The organism is Lactobacillus sp. ESL0684, from assembly GCF_029392675.1.
GTDB lineage: Bacteria > Bacillota > Bacilli > Lactobacillales > Lactobacillaceae > Lactobacillus.
The window spans coordinates 444,414-461,417 of the sequence record NZ_CP113941.1 but is presented as its reverse complement, the minus strand read 5'-3'; the positions used below and the strand labels follow the sequence as shown (position 1 = coordinate 461,417).

Sequence of the window (17,004 nt, the reverse complement as noted above, 5' to 3'; positions counted from 1 at the left end):
GAACACTTTTTTATCTATTTTTGTGGCACCTTTGCCTTGTCAGCTTCCTTCATCTGCTTTTCAATATCAGCAATTGAATAAACAGACTTCGGCTTCTTAACATCAGCATCAGGTTCCATATCACGGTAAACTGGGAGACCAGTACCAGCCGGAATAATTTTTCCGATAATAACATTTTCTTTTAATCCAAGCAATGGATCATTCTTGCCTCTAATAGAAGCATCAGTCAGAACACGAGTCGTCTCCTGGAACGAAGCGGCAGACAAGAAACTGTTAGTTTCGAGCGCAGCCTTAGTAATACCCAAAATTATGCTCTGTGCAGTTGCAGGTATCCCACCAGAAATAATAACTGATTTGTTACGTTCCTTAAATTGATCGATGTCTAAAGTTTCACCTGGTAATAGATCTGTTTCACCTGGATCAAGTACTCGAACCTTTTGCAGCATTTGTCTAGTCAATACTTCGACGTGTTTATCAGAAATATCAACCCCCTGCATTCGATAGGCTTTTTGAACTTCAACTAAAATATATTCTTCAGTAGTTAAAGTATCAGTTACCTGAATTAATTCTTTTGGATCGACTGATCCCAAAGTCAGCTTATCACCACGGCGAACCTCATCACCTTCTGCAACAGCTACTGAAGCAGTATATGGCACACTATAACTTCTAGTATCAATCTTACCTTTAACAGTAATTTCACGTGTATGCTCCGCCGGATTTTCTTGAACTGAATCAATTACACCGTCAACTTCAGAAATAACCGCACGACCTTTAGGATTTCTTGCTTCAAACAATTCTTGCACACGAGGCAACCCTTGAGTAATATCCTCAGCACCAGCAACCCCACCATTGTGGAAAGTACGTAAAGTAAGTTGCGTACCTGGTTCACCAATTGATTGAGCGGCAACAGTACCAACTGCTTCACCGACTTCTACTTCTTCAGCAGTAGCTAGGTTCATTCCGTAACATTTACGACAAACACCATGTGAAGTATCACAAGTTAAAATCGAACGAATCTTAACGTTAGTTACACCAACATCACAAATCTGATGTGCTAGCTTTTCGTCTAACATTACGTCAGGACCAACAATTGTTTCACCTGTTTGTGGATCTTTAACAGTTTCACCAGTAAAACGTCCAAGTAGTCGATCAAACAACGGCTCGATTAATTCGTCACCTTCCATAATCGCGTGAACCACAATACCACGGTCAGTTCCACAGTCTTCTTCACGAATAATCACATCTTGGGCAACATCAACCAAACGTCTAGTTAAGTAACCAGACTGAGCAGTCTTTAGCGCCGTATCAGTCATTCCCTTACGAGCACCGTGAGTTGACATGAACAGCTCCAAAACGGACAAACCTTCTTTAAAGTTTGAAGTAACTGGAATTTCAAATAGTCCACCGTTAGGAGTAGCCATCAAGCCACGCATTCCGGCCAGCTGAGTAAAGTTGGAAATGTTACCACGCGCACCCGAGTCAGCCATGATTGTAATTGGATTATGTGGATCATAAATTTGGGCAATTTCGTCCTGAACTTGATCCTTACAATCATTCCAAATACTAATTACACGATCGTGACGTTCTTGTTCAGTAATCAAACCACGTCTGAATTGCTTAGAAACTACGTCAACTTGCTTATGGGCTTTGTCTACCTTTTCATCTTTATCATCAATTTCTGGAACATCAGTCATCCCAATAGTAATACCAGAAGTTGTTGAACTGGTATAACCCAAAGTCTTTAAGTCATCTAAATAATCTGAGGTTCTTTGTACTTTATAGTACTTATAAATTGTGGCAATTGAATCCGATAAGAATGACTTCTTAAATGGAGTATCCACTAAGTCAGATCCAATATTATCAATCTTCTCATAAATATCTTCACCTGGTTCTAAGAAATACTTCCTAGCCAGTGGATTATTCAAGTTCTCTTCAGTTGGTTCATTAACATAGAAGTAATCTTCAGGGAAAATTTGGTTAAAAATCGCCTTACCATAGGTAGTTACAAAAATACCATTTTCGCAATCCTTAGGCCAAGTTTTATCAGGCATCGACGCAGCATTAAGCCCAATAATAGTATGGTAATGAATTATCCCATTGTTATAAGCTATTGTAGCTTCAGCAATCGAATTAAAAATCATACCCTCACCCTCGCGGCCACGTTCTGCTTGGGTTAACCAATAATTACCTAACACAACATCCTGAGATGGAGTTACGATCGGCTTACCATCTTTAGGCGCCAAGATATGGTGCGAAGCCATCATTAACATTCGTGACTCAGCTACGGCTTCATCAGATAATGGCACGTGAATCGCCATCTGGTCACCATCAAAGTCGGCATTATAAGCTTCACAGGCTAATGGATGTAACCGAATTGACTTACCTGGTACCAAAACCGGTTCAAAAGCTTGAATACTCAATCGGTGCAATGTCGGCGCCCGATTTAACAAAACCGTTCTTTCTTTGATAACATCTTCAAGTACATCCCAGACATCATCGTCTTCACGATCAATCTTACGCTTAGCACTCTTAATATTGGATGCAATTCCGCGCTTAACCAGTTCATGCATTACAAATGGTTTAAACAATTCCAAAGCCATTGGACGTGGAACACCACACTGGTAAAATTTTAATTTTGGTGAAACATCGATAACCGAACGACCAGAATAATCAACCCGTTTACCAAGCAAGTTTTGACGGAAACGTCCCTGTTTACCCTTAAGTAAGTGTGATAAGGATTTTAGAGGTCTATTACCTGGTCCAACAACTGGTCGACCGCGGCGACCATTATCAATTAAGGCATCAACAGCTTCTTGCAGCATTCGCTTTTCATTTTGCACAATAATATTTGGTGCATTTAAATCAAGCAATCGCTTCAACCGATTATTACGATTAATTACCCGCCGATATAAGTCATTCAAATCAGAGGTAGCAAATCGCCCACCTTCCAGTTGCACCATTGGGCGTAGGTCCGGAGGAATAACTGGAACAGCATCCATTACCATCCACTCAGGACTATTACCCGAATCCTTAAAGGCATCTAAAATGTCTAATCTACGAATAGCTCTAGTCCGTTTTTGGCCAGTTGCTGTTTCTAGTTCTTTCTTTAAATCAACGACTTCTTGATTTAAGTCAACTTTGCGTAATAAATCTCGAATGGCTTCAGCACCCATTTTAGCAGTAAAGCGATTACCATACTTGCCTTTTTGTTCACGATATTCAGCTTCAGTTAATAACTGCTTAAATTCAAGATCTGTATCACCTGGATCAATCACGATATAAGCTGCAAAATAAATTACTTCTTCTAATAACTTTGGTGAAATATCAAGAATTAATCCCATTCTTGATGGAATTCCCTTGAAATACCAAATATGAGTAACAGGAGCAGCTAATTCAATATGACCCATCCGCTCGCGTCTGACTTTAGCGTTAGTAACTTCAACCCCGCAGCGATCACAAACAATTCCGCGATATCTAACACCCTTATACTTACCACAGGCACAAGCCCAATCTTTAGTTGGTCCAAATATTCTCTCGTCAAATAAACCATCTTTTTCTGGTTTCAGAGTACGATAATTGATCGTTTCCGGTTTTTTGACTTCACCGTATGACCAGCTACGGATTTTATTAGGTGATGCAAGTCCAATTTGCATACTTTCAAACTTATTTACATCGATCAAAAGCTTAACCTCCTACTTATTTAGAAATTTTGGTGTCATCATTAGAGTTATCAGTCACTGGTTCAGCATTTGCTGGTAACTCTTTAGTGTCTTCGTCTTCAGACTTGACAGTTTCTTGGGCTAACTTTTTCTTTTCTTGTTCTTCAGCCATCTTCGATAAGGTATCAATATTTAAATGCTCATTAGAATCTTCATCCATATCCCGCAACTCAACTTCCTTATGATCCAAATCAAGTACACGGATATCTAGTCCTAATGATTGTAGTTCTTTTACCAAAACTCGGAACGATTCAGGTACACCTGGCTTAGGAATTCGCTCACCCTTGACGATTGCCTCATATGCCTTGACACGACCAACAACATCATCTGACTTGTAAGTCAAAATTTCTTGTAAAGTATACGCAGCACCATAAGCTTCCAGAGCCCAAACTTCCATTTCACCAAAACGCTGACCACCAAATTGTGCTTTACCACCTAAAGGTTGTTGAGTAACCAATGAGTAAGGCCCAATTGAACGAGCATGAATCTTATCATCAACCATGTGAGTTAACTTCAGATAATGCATAATTCCGACCGAAACACGGTTATGGAACGGCTCACCTGTACGACCATCATATAAAACAGTCTTACCATCTTTGTCAATTCCTGCTTTATGAACTGTATCCCAAACATCGTCCTCATTAGCACCATCAAAGGCTGGGGTAGCTACATGGATACCCAACGTATTAGCAGCTCTACCTAAGTGCAATTCCAAAAGCTGCCCGATATTCATACGTGACGGAACACCCATTGGGTTCAAACAGATATCAACTGGCGTACCATCTGGTAAGTAAGGCATATCCTCTTCAGGCATAACAGCTGCTACCGTACCCTTATTACCATGTCGACCAGACATTTTGTCTCCGACTTGAATTTTACGTTTCTGCGCAATATATACCCGAACTAGCGTATTAACACCTGGTGAAAGTTCATCGCCGTTTTCACGATTATAAACTTTTACATCACGGACAATTCCGCCACCACCATGTGGTACACGCAATGAGGTATCACGTACTTCACGAGCTTTTTCACCAAAAATCGCATGCAATAATCTTTCCTCAGCTGATAATTCAGTAACTCCTTTAGGCGTTACCTTACCAACTAAGATGTCCCCATCATGAACTTCGGCACCAACCCGAATAATACCGTGCTCATCAAGATCTTTTAATGCATCCTCACCAACATTAGGTAATTCACGTGTAATTTCTTCTGGTCCTAGTTTAGTATCACGGGCTTCAGATTCATAATCTTCAATACTAATTGAAGTATAGACATCATCTTTGACTAACCGCTCAGATAGCAAGATTGCATCTTCATAGTTGTACATGTTCCAGGTCATGAAAGCAATTACTGGGTTTTGTCCCAAAGCTAGTTCACCATTATCCATAGTTGGACCATTCGCAATAACTTCACCCTTGACAACTTGATCGCCTAATTTGACAATTGGCGTTTGATTGTAAGATTTAGAGTTGTTGGAACGACGATACTTTTCAAGTGTGTACTTATCTAAAGTATCATCCTCACGGCGAATGCGAATTGTATCAGCATCAACATATTCGACCTGACCATCTGCTTTAGCAAGCAAAGCCGCACCCGAATCATGAGCTGCCCGATACTCCATCCCAGTACCAACTAGTGAGCTATGCGGATTAATTAATGGAGCTGCCTGACGTTGTTGGTTAGCACCCATCAAGGCACGATTGGAGTCATCATTTTCCAAAAATGGAATACATGCCGAAGCAACCGACACAACTTGCTTAGGAATAACGTCCATATAGTCAATCTTGTCTGGACTAACTTCGACGTTGTCTTCTTTTTGACGTGCTAAAACCAACTTATCTTTAAAAGAACCATCTGGATTTAACCGCGTATTAGCTCCAGCAATCGTATAATTATCCTCAACGTCAGCGGTCAGATAGTCAATCTTGTCAGTAACTTTGTGAGTCTTCCATGAAACTCGCCGATAAGGAGTCTCAATAAAACCATACTTGTTAATAACTGCATATGTGGCAAGTGAGTTAATTAACCCAATGTTAGGACCTTCTGGAGTTTCGATTGGGCATAAACGACCATATTGAGTATAGTGAACATCCCGAACTTCATATCCAGCACGATCACGTGTCAAACCACCAGGCCCTAATGCAGACATCCGACGCTTATGAGTTAATTCGCCTAAAGGATTATGTTGATCCATAAATTGCGACAATTGTGATGAACCAAAGAATTCTTTGATGCTGGCAACAATCGGTCTAATATTGATCAATTGTTGTGGAGTAACTGTTGCTTGATCCTGAGTAGACATCCGTTCACGAACTACTCGTTCCATTCTGGATAAACCGATTCGTAATTGATTTTGCATCAATTCACCAACACGGCGAATCCGCCGATTACCCAAGTGGTCGATATCGTCAACGTTACCAATACCATCTTGTAACAAGAAAAAGTAATTGATTGAAGCTAACACATCAGCTGGAGTTAAATATTTAATATTCTTGTCAATATGACCGTTAGACATAATCTTAACAACACGTTCAGGATTATCTTTAGAAAAGACTTTAATTTCTTGAACAGTAATTGGATCAGGTAAAACCCCCTCTTTTGAAGGCTCATACGTTACCATCTTAAAATCATCACGGTCAAGATAAGGATCCAAAGTATCCATGACAGCATGAGTCATTACCGTACCTTTTTTAGCAATAATTTCACCAGTATCTGGATCTGCTAAAGTTTCAGCTAAGGTTTGACCATAAAGGCGATTCTTAAGCGACAATTTTTTATTGACCTTGTAACGACCAACAGGTGCCAAATCATAACGACGTGGATCAAAGAAACGTGAATACAACAATGAACGTGACGAATCTGTCGTCTTCGGTTCACCAGGACGCAATCTTTCATAAACATCCTTTAAAGCCTCTGCAACACGAGAATCAGCTGGATTCTTATGGACATCCTTATCCAAAGTAAATTGCAGAGTATCACTCTCACCAAACATATCTAGAATGTCACTGTCAGAGCCAATTCCCATTGCTCTAATTAAAACAGTTAATGGCAATTTACGAGTCCGATCAACTCGAACATATGAAATATTCTTAGCGTCAGTTTCGTATTCTAACCATGCACCCCGGTTAGGAATAACTGTTGTACCAAAGATTTGCCGACCATTTTTATCATAATCACCAGAATAATAAACACTCGGTGATCTAACCAATTGTGAAACAATAACTCTCTCAGCACCATTGATAATAAAAGAGCCAGATTCAGTCATGAGTGGCAAATCGCCAAAGAAAACATCCTGGGTCTTAATCTCACCGGTTTTTTGGTTAGCGAGTTTAAGCGTAACATGCATCGGTGCAGAATAGGTTGCATCGTGATCACGAGCCTCATCAACCGTATACTTCGGTTTTTCTAATTTATAGCCCATATATTCTAGGGAAAGTTTACCAGAATAATCACTGATTGGCATAATATCATCAAAAACTTCCTTGATACCTTCATCAAGGAACCACTTGTATGATTCAGTCTGTACATCAGTCAAGTTAGGTAGATCCAGCACTTCTTTAATGCGTGAAAAACTACGTCTTGTCCGGTGTTTACCATAGTTAACTACGTGTCCATTTAACAAAGAGAAACATCCTTTCTGTTGGAGAAAGCAAATATTACATTTCGATTACAAAAATAAAAAACTGGAATTTTTTGCATAAAAAAGACAAAAACAACACACGTCATTTTTGTCTTTTATTATTCTGCTGGACAATAGATCAGCAAAATTCTGAAACTCAGCATTTTTAAATCAACAATTATAGTAACAAGTTACACTTCATTTGTCAATTAACTAAGCTTGATTTACTAGCACTATTGCCAGCTTTAACTACAGCAAATTTTAATTTTTCATGACTGCTGCCAATCTTTAATAAATCTCCCGACTGCAGATCACCAGCAATCAGCAGTGAAGCAATTTTGTCCTCAATATCAGTTTGAATAGCTCTACGCAGAGGTCTAGCTCCCCACTGCGGACTATAACCATCCTTAGCAATTTTGTCTAATGCAGCTGGTGACAATTTCAACTGAATTCCTTGCTTTTGCATGCGAGTAACTAATCTTTGAACTAGCAAAGTTACAATTTGCCGTAATTGCTTTTGATCAAGCTCATCAAAAATGATAGTTTCATCAATCCGATTCAAAAATTCTGGTCTAAAGAATTGTTTTAAAGCTCGATCAATGCGCTCTTTTTGTTGCTTTGCCTGACTAGTTTCATTAGCCGCAAAACCTACTTGTTTGGTTTCAAACAAAGAACGTGAACCCAAATTAGAAGTCATGATAATAATTGTATTGCGGAAATCAATTTTTCGACCCTTAGAGTCCGTTAAAAAGCCGTCATCTAATACTTGTAATAGCAGATTAAACACATCAGGATGCGCCTTTTCTACCTCATCTAGCAAAATCACTGAATATGGGTGGCGGCGTACCCTCTCAGATAACTGACCACCTTCATCATAGCCAACATAACCTGGTGCAGAACCAATCAATTTACTACTGGCAACCTGATCCATATATTCTGACATATCAATTCTGATTAAATTATTCTCAGAATCAAAAACTGTTTCAGCAATCGCTTTGGCAAGTTCCGTCTTACCTACACCTGTTGGTCCTAAGAACAAAAACGAGCCAATTGGACGATTTTCATCCTTGATCCCACTACGACTACGCCTAATTGCACGACTGACTGACCTAACTCCTTGATCCTGACCAACAATCCGCTTGTGAAGCTCATGCTCTAGATCGGCTAATCGTTTGGTTTCGCTTTGAGTCATTTGAGTGGCTGGTACACCAGTCAAAGCAGAAACTACTTGGGCAACATCTTTAGGTAAAACAGTATCCTGCCCCGAAACACCTTGTTCCAACTTAGCATTCAATTGAGCTTTACAATTTTGTAAAGCATTCTGCTTTTCTTGTAAAGTAGCTGCTTGGACAAAATTCTGATTAATTGCGGCCTGATTTTTTTCATCAGTAATAGTTGCAATTTGCTTGGTCAGTTGCAATAACTGATTGCTAGGTTGATTAGGCTGATGTGCAATCTTAACTGCCGCACTAGCTTCATCAATTAAATCAATCGCTTTATCTGGTAGATACCGATTAGAAATATACCGAGTAGCCAAGTCAACCGCACTAGCTAATGCTTCATCTGCAATTTTAACGTGATGAAATTTTTCATACTTAGGCTTTAAACCTTGCAAAATTGCCAAAGTTTCAGCTCGTGATGGTTCGTCTAGGCGAACCTGCTGAAACCGTCTCGCCAACGCTTGATCTTTTTCGATATACTTTTGATATTCGTTATAAGTAGTAGCACCAATCATTTGAATATCGCCACGAGCAAGTGACGGTTTCAATATATTAGACGCATCAATTGACCCTTCTGCACCGCCAGCTCCAACTATCATATGTAATTCATCAATAAAGAGAATAATTTTGCCATCACGCTTGATTTCTTTGAGAATATTTTTTAAACGTTCCTCAAATTCACCACGATATTTAGTACCAGCAACTAATCCCCCCAAGTCTAATGAGATTACTCGTTTATTAAGTAAGTCAGCTGGCACTTTTTTATTGACAATCGCAGTTGCAATTGCTTCAGCAACCGCAGTTTTACCCACACCTGGCTCACCGATCAAAACCGGATTATTTTTAGTTCGCCGTGACAAAACCTCAATTACCCGACTTACTTCTTGCTCGCGTCCAATTACGGGATCAATTTGATTATTTTTAGCCTGTTCATTAAGGTCTACTGAAACTTGATCCAAAGTCTTAGTCAAACTTTTAGCCTTATTTCTTCCAGGATTTGTCGGTTTAGCATCAATCAAATCATCGTAATCTTGATAATTCTGATTATCAGGAGGAGTAATCGCCAATGCTTTTTTGACATTAAGTCCTAATTCATGAATATCAACATTTAAATTACGTAAAATAACAGCAGATAAAATTTGCTCACTAGAAATCAAGCCTATTAGCAGAAATCTTGAATTAACTTCGTCATACCCCATATGAACAGCCATATTTTTAGAATAAGTCAATGCCATACCTAAACGAGGAGAAATTTCCATGTAAGATGTTTTAGCTGCAGAGCCGTACCCTGTATATCGTTCAATTTCTTCACTGACTGCCTTAGGAGTAACGCCCCATGAACGCAAATCTTTCCCAGCTTCGCCATCAGATTCAATCACCATCGCCAATAATAAATGTTCAGTTCCAATCAGTCGATGATGAAATTTTTGCGCTTGTTCACGTGCAATTTCCATAATTTGATTTGCACTTTTGCTATAAGAAGTTTCCATCGATAGCACCACCTTTTAATAACGTAATATTTGCCTTAATTGCCTTATGATTTTTTGTCAAAAACGTTGTTACCATTATACCAAAGACCTTTAAGCCACGCTAATATTCTGGTTTTTACAAGCAACAAAAAAACTGCCCATTATCGGACAGTTGATATCGGGAAAACAGGATTCGAACCTGCGACCTCTACGTCCCGAACGTAGCGCTCTACCAAGCTGAGCTATTTCCCGTTTAATAAAAAGACTCACCGAGATCGGTGAGTCAATCATATTAAGCGGAAGACGGGATTCGAACCCGCGACCCCCACCATGGCAAGGTGATGTTCTACCACTGAACTACTTCCGCAAGACATATTTTATTATAGCAAACTATTTTAATTTTGCAAACTATTTTTGAAAGAAAAAGAGAGATTCCGTTAACAGAATCTCTTTTTGACTAATTATATTGCTTACAATAAGTTTATTCTTGCTTTTGTTTAGCTAAATCAGCTTGTAACTCACGTTCAATTTCTTCATCTTTTTCAGGACGCATCGTTGGGAAGAGTAAAACATCCCGAATTGCTGGCGCATCAGTTAGAAGCATCACTAACCGATCAATCCCGATACCTAAACCACCTGTTGGCGGCATACCATATTCCATTGCCCGCAAATAATCCTCATCGATCATATCAGCTTCATCATTGCCAGCCTCACGTTCAGCCATTTGAGCTTCAAAACGTGCCCGTTGATCATCTGGATCGTTTAGTTCAGAAAAGGCATTACCATATTCTTCACCTAAGATATAAATTTCAAATCGGTCAGTAAATCTTGGATCATCAGCATTTTTCTTAGCTAAAGGCGAAATTTCAACTGGATGTCCGTATACAAAAGTTGGATCAACAATTGTTTCTTCACAGTATTTTTCAAAGAAAGCGTTGATAATATGACCTACTTGCCAAAAACTTTCAACCTTAATGCCATGATCTTCAGCAAGTTTAGTTGCTGTTTCTAGTGACATCTTTTCCCAGAAATCAATTCCTGTCTTCTCTTTGATTAGATCAACCATATGAACCCGTCTAAATGGTTTACCTAAATCAATATCAGTACCTTGGTAATTAACCTTACCATCATTGCTAACAACTTTAGCAGCAGCGCGGATAATACCCTCTGCTTCATTCATTACGTCATGGAAGTCCCAATATGCAGCATAAGTTTCTAATTCAGTAAATTCTGGATTGTGATGTGTATCAATTCCTTCATTACGGAAAACCCGGCCAATTTCATATACCCGTTCCATATCACCCACAATTAGTCGCTTAAGTGGCAATTCTAGAGCAATCCGCATATACAAATCAATATCTAAAGCATTGTGGTGCGAAATAAATGGACGCGCTTCTGCTCCACCCGGAATATTATGCAAGACTGGTGTTTCGACTTCTAGAAAATCTTGCTTATTTAAATAATCACGAATGGCTTGAATAATCTTACTTCTATTAGCAAAGCGCTTACGACTTTCATCATTAGTAATTAGGTCAAGATACCGTTGCCGATAAATCTGTTCAACATCCTTAAGACCATGGTATTTTTCAGGTAATGGACGCAATGCTTTCGATAAAAAAGTAACGTGAGTAGCTCTAATCGTTAACTCACCAGTATCAGTCTTCATGACTTCGCCATCAATACCTAAAAAGTCACCAATATCTGCCTTCTTGAAGATTTGATAATTTTCTTCCCCAACGATATCTTTACGCACATAAATTTGAACTTTCCCCGTGCGATCATATAGATCAGCAAAGCCGACTTTACCCTTGCCACGCTTAGCACGCATCCGACCAGCTACTTTGGTCTTAGGCATATCATTGTTCAATTCATCTTTATCTTCTTGACCGTATTTTTCGTTTAAAGTACTTGCCAAATCTTGACGATCAAATCTTCTTTGTCCAAATGGTTCAATTCCCTTGTCCCGCAATTCTGTCATCTTTTGGCGACGAACTACAAGTTGGTCATTCATTTCATTTTTTGCCAATTATTTTTCCTCCATTACTAGTTTAGTTTTAACATTTTTAGCTTTCATTGCCTGTCGCTTTTCATATTCAGCAGCAAAATTATCAAGTAAATCATAAACTTCCTGAGCAGTCCAAACCTCATTTATCTTAGCGCGAGTTCTGGCTGAACGCGGGATTCCTTTTAAATAGTAGGCTGCTTGCTGACGAAACTCAGGAACAGCTATCCGCTCACCTTTTAAGTCAACTAATGCCTGCAGCTGGTGTTTAGCCGTAGCAACCTTTTCAGCTACTGTTTGCGGAATTAACTTTTCACCAGTATCAAGATAGTGAACCATATCCTTGATAATCCACGGATTACCAAGAGCAGCTCGGCCAACCATTACCGCAGTTGAACCAATTTCTTTTAGGGCTTTTTGAGCTAATTCTGGAGTAGTGATATCTCCATTAGCAACAAATGGTACATCAAGAACCTTAGCTACTTCATGTAACGTTTCCCAGTCTGCTTGTCCTTGATACATTTGCTTACGTGTACGACCATGCATCGCGATCATACTGGCACCTGCCTCTTGAGCAGCCAATGCATTTTCAACCGCAAAAATATGCTTACGATCCCACCCAATTCGCATTTTAACGCTGACAGGTTTAGAAACATTCTGAACGACAGTATGCACCATTTGATAAATCTTGTTTGAATCAAGCAACCACTTCGAACCTGCATCAGTTTTAGTAATCTTGGGCACAGGACAACCTAAGTTAATATCAATAATATCAGCAGCAGTGTGTTGATCAATATATTGCGCCGCCTGCAATAGAGTCTGCTCAGTACCACCAAAAATTTGAATACTCATTGGATGTTCACGCGGATCAACCTTGATCATCGACATCGTCTTTTTATTTCGGTAAATAATTCCATGATCAGAAATCATTTCGCAAACTACCATTCCAGCACCAAATTCTTTACAAATCATCCGAAAGGCAGAATTTGAAACTCCTGCCATTGGTGCGACAACAACGCGATTAGGAATAGTAATATCGCGAATTTTCCAGCTATTATCCACTAAATCATCCTTTCAAATACCCTAACATCATACCAAATCCTGCTTGATTAACAAAACTTCTTAATCAAAAAGCGGATAAATTGAACTCTTATTTTTCAATAAAAAATTTACCAGGAGCAACACGGTTATAATAACGCAAAAAAGTTTTTTTAGTCCGATCATCAACAGAAAAGTTAATCACACCAGCATTCTGTACTTCACCAATTAATGTAATGTCAGGTACTTTTAAAACATTCTGCACTAGCGAACGAGAAGCGGTCCCATGAAAGACCACCAAGACAGATTCATCTTCATGCTTTTGCACTAACTCATGCCAAAAATCCATTAGCCGTGCAGCCAAGTGCTCATAGCTCTCACCATGACAATAATCACTATAATTATTCTTAAAATAGCCTAGCTCATCAAAGACTTGTGGATAACTAGTACGGACTTCGGCACTAATTTTGCCATCCCAATCACCATAATCCATTTCCTTAAGCCGGTCATCAGTAATAATTTCCCGTTTACCTTGGGTTAAAATTTCTGCTGTTTGCTTGGCCCGAGTTAGTGGGCTAGCATAAACACAATCAATTTTATTAATATCAAAGCTATTATGTAAAGTTTCTACTTGTTTAATTCCCGTTTCATTTAGAGGTAAGTTAGTTCCTGAACCATTGATGGCGCCAGTTTTATTAGTATCTGTTTGACCATGACGCACAACATACACGTTTAGCATTTTTGCACTCCTTTTCAAATTTCTTTAACTTCTCCATTATAAACAAGATTATTGCTTACTGCACCCTGATTTTTAACTTAATCTGATTAAAAAATACTAGTTAAGTTTTTGATCCAAAATATTTTGTAATTGTTCTTGAGTAAATTGATACTGTTGCGAGCAAAAATTACAAGTCAATTCAGCCCCATGATCTTCGGTAATCATCGCTTTTAGTTCAGACGACTTGAGTGTTCTCAATAGTTCAGTATACTTTTTTCTTGAACAATCACATTTGAAAGCAACCTTATCTTTAGTCAAAATTTTGCAGTCAGTTCCCAAAATCTTGCGAGCTAAATCTTCAGGAGTCATGCCGTCTAAAAAAGAAGTCGATAACGCTGGCAACTCATTAATTCGATTAATTGTCTGATCAATTAGGCTATCACTAGCTCCCGGCAATGCTTGCAACATAAAGCCACCAGCTTCACCAATTGTATTGTTAGGATTTACAAATACTGACAAACCAACTGCAGATGGAATTTGCTCTGATTTAGTTAAATAATAAGCAACATCCTCAGCAATTTCTCCAGACACGATTGGAACCTCACCTGTATAAGGTTCTTTCAATCCCAAATCTTTAGTTACTTGCAGCCAACCTGATCCAACTGCACTTTTAACATCAATGTGCCCAGCCTTTTTCGATGGTAAAGCAATATGGGGATTTTTGACATAGCCTTTGACTGTCAGGTTTGATTGAGCAGTGACAACTGTCGCTCCCACAGGCCCATCTCCTAAAAGTCGCAAAGTCAGTTCTTCTTTGTCACTCAATTCGGCTCCAGCTAGCAAAACACCAGCAATAAGTGTTCTACCTAAAACAGCCGAAGAAGCTGACCAAGTATCCTGCCTAGTCTGAGCTTCCTGTACTAGGTCTTTAGCTGTAATCGTCAACAACCGCAAATTTTTAGTTTTATCTAATGCCTTAATTAAATAGTCACTCATTAATATTCTCCTAAAAAAATAGAGCCCTTTGCCAGGCCCTATTTATATTAATCTTGTTTTTGATCATCCGTTGGATGGTCATCGTTATTAGCTTCAGACTGTAATGACGATGCAGGTGCCGTGTCAGACTTGGTTGTCTGTTCACTGTCCTTTTGTTCAGCATTAGTTTGAACTTCATCATCTGCTTGTGTCTTGTCTGCAACTTGTGCCTTTAAACTTTCCTTTTTCTCAGCTGCAGCCTTAGCTTCTTCATAAGTAGAAGCCTTTGACTCACTAGGAAATTGTTCAGTTTTTTCTGGCATTTTACCAGTTTCATACAAGGACATAATTTGTTTTTCGTCTAAAGTTTCATATTTTAGCAAAGCTTCGGCAATAATACGATGCTTTTCGCGATTGTTCTTAACCACTTCAACCGCTTTTGCATGAGCCTCATCTAGTAATTGCTTCACTGCTTCATCAATTTTAGCTGAAGTAGCTTCACTGTATGGCTTCATTCCATAAGGATTGGTTTCGCCCTCTTTTTCAAGTTCAACCATTCCTAAAGACTCGGTCATCCCATAATTAACAACCATACTGTGAGCAATTTGCGTAGCCTGCTCAAAGTCATTAGAAGCTCCAGTTGATTGATCACCAACTACAACTTCTTCACCAGCACGACCACCCATCAGACCAACTAATTGCTCCATTAACTGCTTCTTAGTTAACAAGAATTGGTCATCTTTAGGTAGCATCAAATTGTAACCACCAGTACGACCATGAGGTACAATTGTTACCTTGCGCACTGTTCTTGAATCACTTAATACCAACCCACAAATAGAGTGTCCAGCTTCATGGAACGCCACGCGCTGACGTTCTTTCTTAGAAATAAGACTGTTCTTTTTAGCTGGTCCAGCAATTACACGATCCTCTGCTTCATCAAGGTCAAGAGCAGTAATTTCTCCACCATTGCGGCGAGCTGCTAGTAATGCGGCTTCGTTCAACAAGTTGGCTAAATCTGCCCCAACAAAACCAGGAGTCTGTCGTGCGATTTCTTTCAAATCAACATCGTCAGCCAATGGCATATTTTTGGCATGAACTCGTAAAATAGCTTCACGTCCGCGCACATCAGGAGTCCCAACTAATACCTTACGATCAAAGCGTCCTGGACGAAGTAAAGCTGGATCCAAAACATCTGAACGGTTAGTCGCAGCGATCACAATTACTCCCTCATTGCCTTGGAATCCATCCATTTCAACTAGTAATTGATTTAATGTTTGTTCACGTTCATCGTTACCGCCGCCACTGGCACTACTGCCACGACTACGACCAATTGCATCGATTTCATCGATAAAGATAATACTTGGTGCATTCCTTTTAGCATTAGTAAACAGATCACGCACCCTACTAGCACCAACACCAACGAACATTTCAACAAAGTCTGAACCAGAAATCGAGAAGAATGGTACATTGGCTTCACCAGCAACTGCCCTAGCAAGTAAAGTCTTACCTGTACCCGGAGGACCCTCAAGTAAGACACCAGAAGGAATTTTGGCTCCCAATTTAGTAAATTTAGCTGGATTCTTCAAAAATTCAACTACTTCTACTAATTCTTGCTTTTCTTCCTCCTCACCTGCAACATCCGAGAAACGAACTTTATTTTTCTTCGGATCCTCAGGTTTAACATGAGAACGGCCAAAGTTCATAATGCCGCCATTGCCGCCGCGGCCACTACCGCCGCCACTTTGGCTAACCATCATCCAGAGCATCACGATAAAGAGAATAGTTGGTACCAGCATCACAATTGTTGATAGCCAACTACCTGACTGGGATTCCCCTTGGGTCGTCATCTTGGTATTACTCTTTTGTGCCAAATCTTGCACATTAGCCACACTTGAATCATTTTGCAACATCGTAGTTGAAAAACGTTTTACCTGTGAGCCAGAATTACCATTTAAGAAGTCAAAACTATTTTTTGTTTGTCCCTTAGTTTCTTGAGCATTTTTATAGCTCCCCGAAACGGTATAAACACCGTTAGCAGGCTGAACATTAAAGTTTTTAACTTTGCCCTGACGCAAGTCCTTAACAAATTCTGAGTAACTAATATTTTCACTGCCACCTGATTTGTCTGATCCACCAAGTGCCCAGTTAATGCCACCCAATAATAAAAGGAAGACAACAATATAGAACAAGCCGTTCGAAAACAGCCGATTCCGGTTATTTTTCATAAAAAGCCTCCGCAAAGTT

8 protein-coding genes and 2 tRNA genes are annotated in these 17,004 nt (G+C 39.4%); all 10 read right to left on the bottom strand.

The genetic code is table 11. From position 1 onward, the window contains the following. Positions 1-14 precede the first annotated feature (14 nt). Positions 15-3,680 (bottom strand): DNA-directed RNA polymerase subunit beta', encoded by a 3,666-nt coding sequence (gene rpoC, locus OZX56_RS02175; RefSeq protein ID WP_277140022.1) that lies wholly within the window; start codon positions 3,678-3,680, stop codon positions 15-17. A 16-nt stretch (positions 3,681-3,696) separates the two neighbouring features. Beyond that, on the bottom strand, positions 3,697-7,341 hold the full coding sequence (locus OZX56_RS02170; RefSeq protein ID WP_277140021.1) for a DNA-directed RNA polymerase subunit beta: 3,645 nt from the start codon (positions 7,339-7,341) through the stop codon (positions 3,697-3,699). A 202-nt stretch (positions 7,342-7,543) separates the two neighbouring features. Next, positions 7,544-10,048, bottom strand: a complete 2,505-nt coding sequence (locus OZX56_RS02165; RefSeq protein ID WP_277140020.1) for an ATP-dependent Clp protease ATP-binding subunit — start codon at positions 10,046-10,048, stop codon at positions 7,544-7,546. 157 nt (positions 10,049-10,205) lie between these two features. After that, a tRNA-Pro gene (locus OZX56_RS02160) sits at positions 10,206-10,279 on the bottom strand. Between the two features lie 43 nt (positions 10,280-10,322). Next, positions 10,323-10,394: transfer RNA gene (locus OZX56_RS02155), tRNA-Gly, on the bottom strand. A 114-nt stretch (positions 10,395-10,508) separates the two neighbouring features. Next, on the bottom strand, positions 10,509-12,053 hold the full coding sequence (gene lysS / locus OZX56_RS02150) for a lysine--tRNA ligase (protein ID WP_277126884.1): 1,545 nt from the start codon (positions 12,051-12,053) through the stop codon (positions 10,509-10,511). Next, positions 12,054-13,091 (bottom strand): tRNA dihydrouridine synthase DusB, encoded by a 1,038-nt coding sequence (dusB, locus tag OZX56_RS02145; protein WP_277140019.1) that lies wholly within the window; start codon positions 13,089-13,091, stop codon positions 12,054-12,056. An 88-nt stretch (positions 13,092-13,179) separates the two neighbouring features. Then, complete coding sequence (locus OZX56_RS02140) at positions 13,180-13,806, bottom strand: histidine phosphatase family protein (RefSeq protein WP_277140018.1); 627 nt, start codon at positions 13,804-13,806, stop codon at positions 13,180-13,182. A 96-nt stretch (positions 13,807-13,902) separates the two neighbouring features. Next, on the bottom strand, positions 13,903-14,781 hold the full coding sequence (gene hslO, locus OZX56_RS02135) for an Hsp33 family molecular chaperone HslO (RefSeq protein WP_277140017.1): 879 nt from the start codon (positions 14,779-14,781) through the stop codon (positions 13,903-13,905). 47 nt (positions 14,782-14,828) lie between these two features. Next, positions 14,829-16,985, bottom strand: a complete 2,157-nt coding sequence (gene ftsH / locus OZX56_RS02130) for an ATP-dependent zinc metalloprotease FtsH (RefSeq protein WP_277140016.1) — start codon at positions 16,983-16,985, stop codon at positions 14,829-14,831. Between the last annotated feature and the right edge of the window lie 19 nt (positions 16,986-17,004).

Excerpts from the sequence above, each read along its gene's own strand:
- ftsH (WP_277140016.1), bottom strand. The coding sequence starts at position 16,985 with ATGAAAAATAACCGGAATCGGCTGTTTTCGAACGGCTTGTTCTATATT.
- OZX56_RS02165 (WP_277140020.1), bottom strand. The coding sequence starts at position 10,048 with ATGGAAACTTCTTATAGCAAAAGTGCAAATCAAATTATGGAAATTGCA.
- OZX56_RS02140 (WP_277140018.1), bottom strand. The coding sequence starts at position 13,806 with ATGCTAAACGTGTATGTTGTGCGTCATGGTCAAACAGATACTAATAAA.
- hslO (WP_277140017.1), bottom strand. The coding sequence starts at position 14,781 with ATGAGTGACTATTTAATTAAGGCATTAGATAAAACTAAAAATTTGCGG.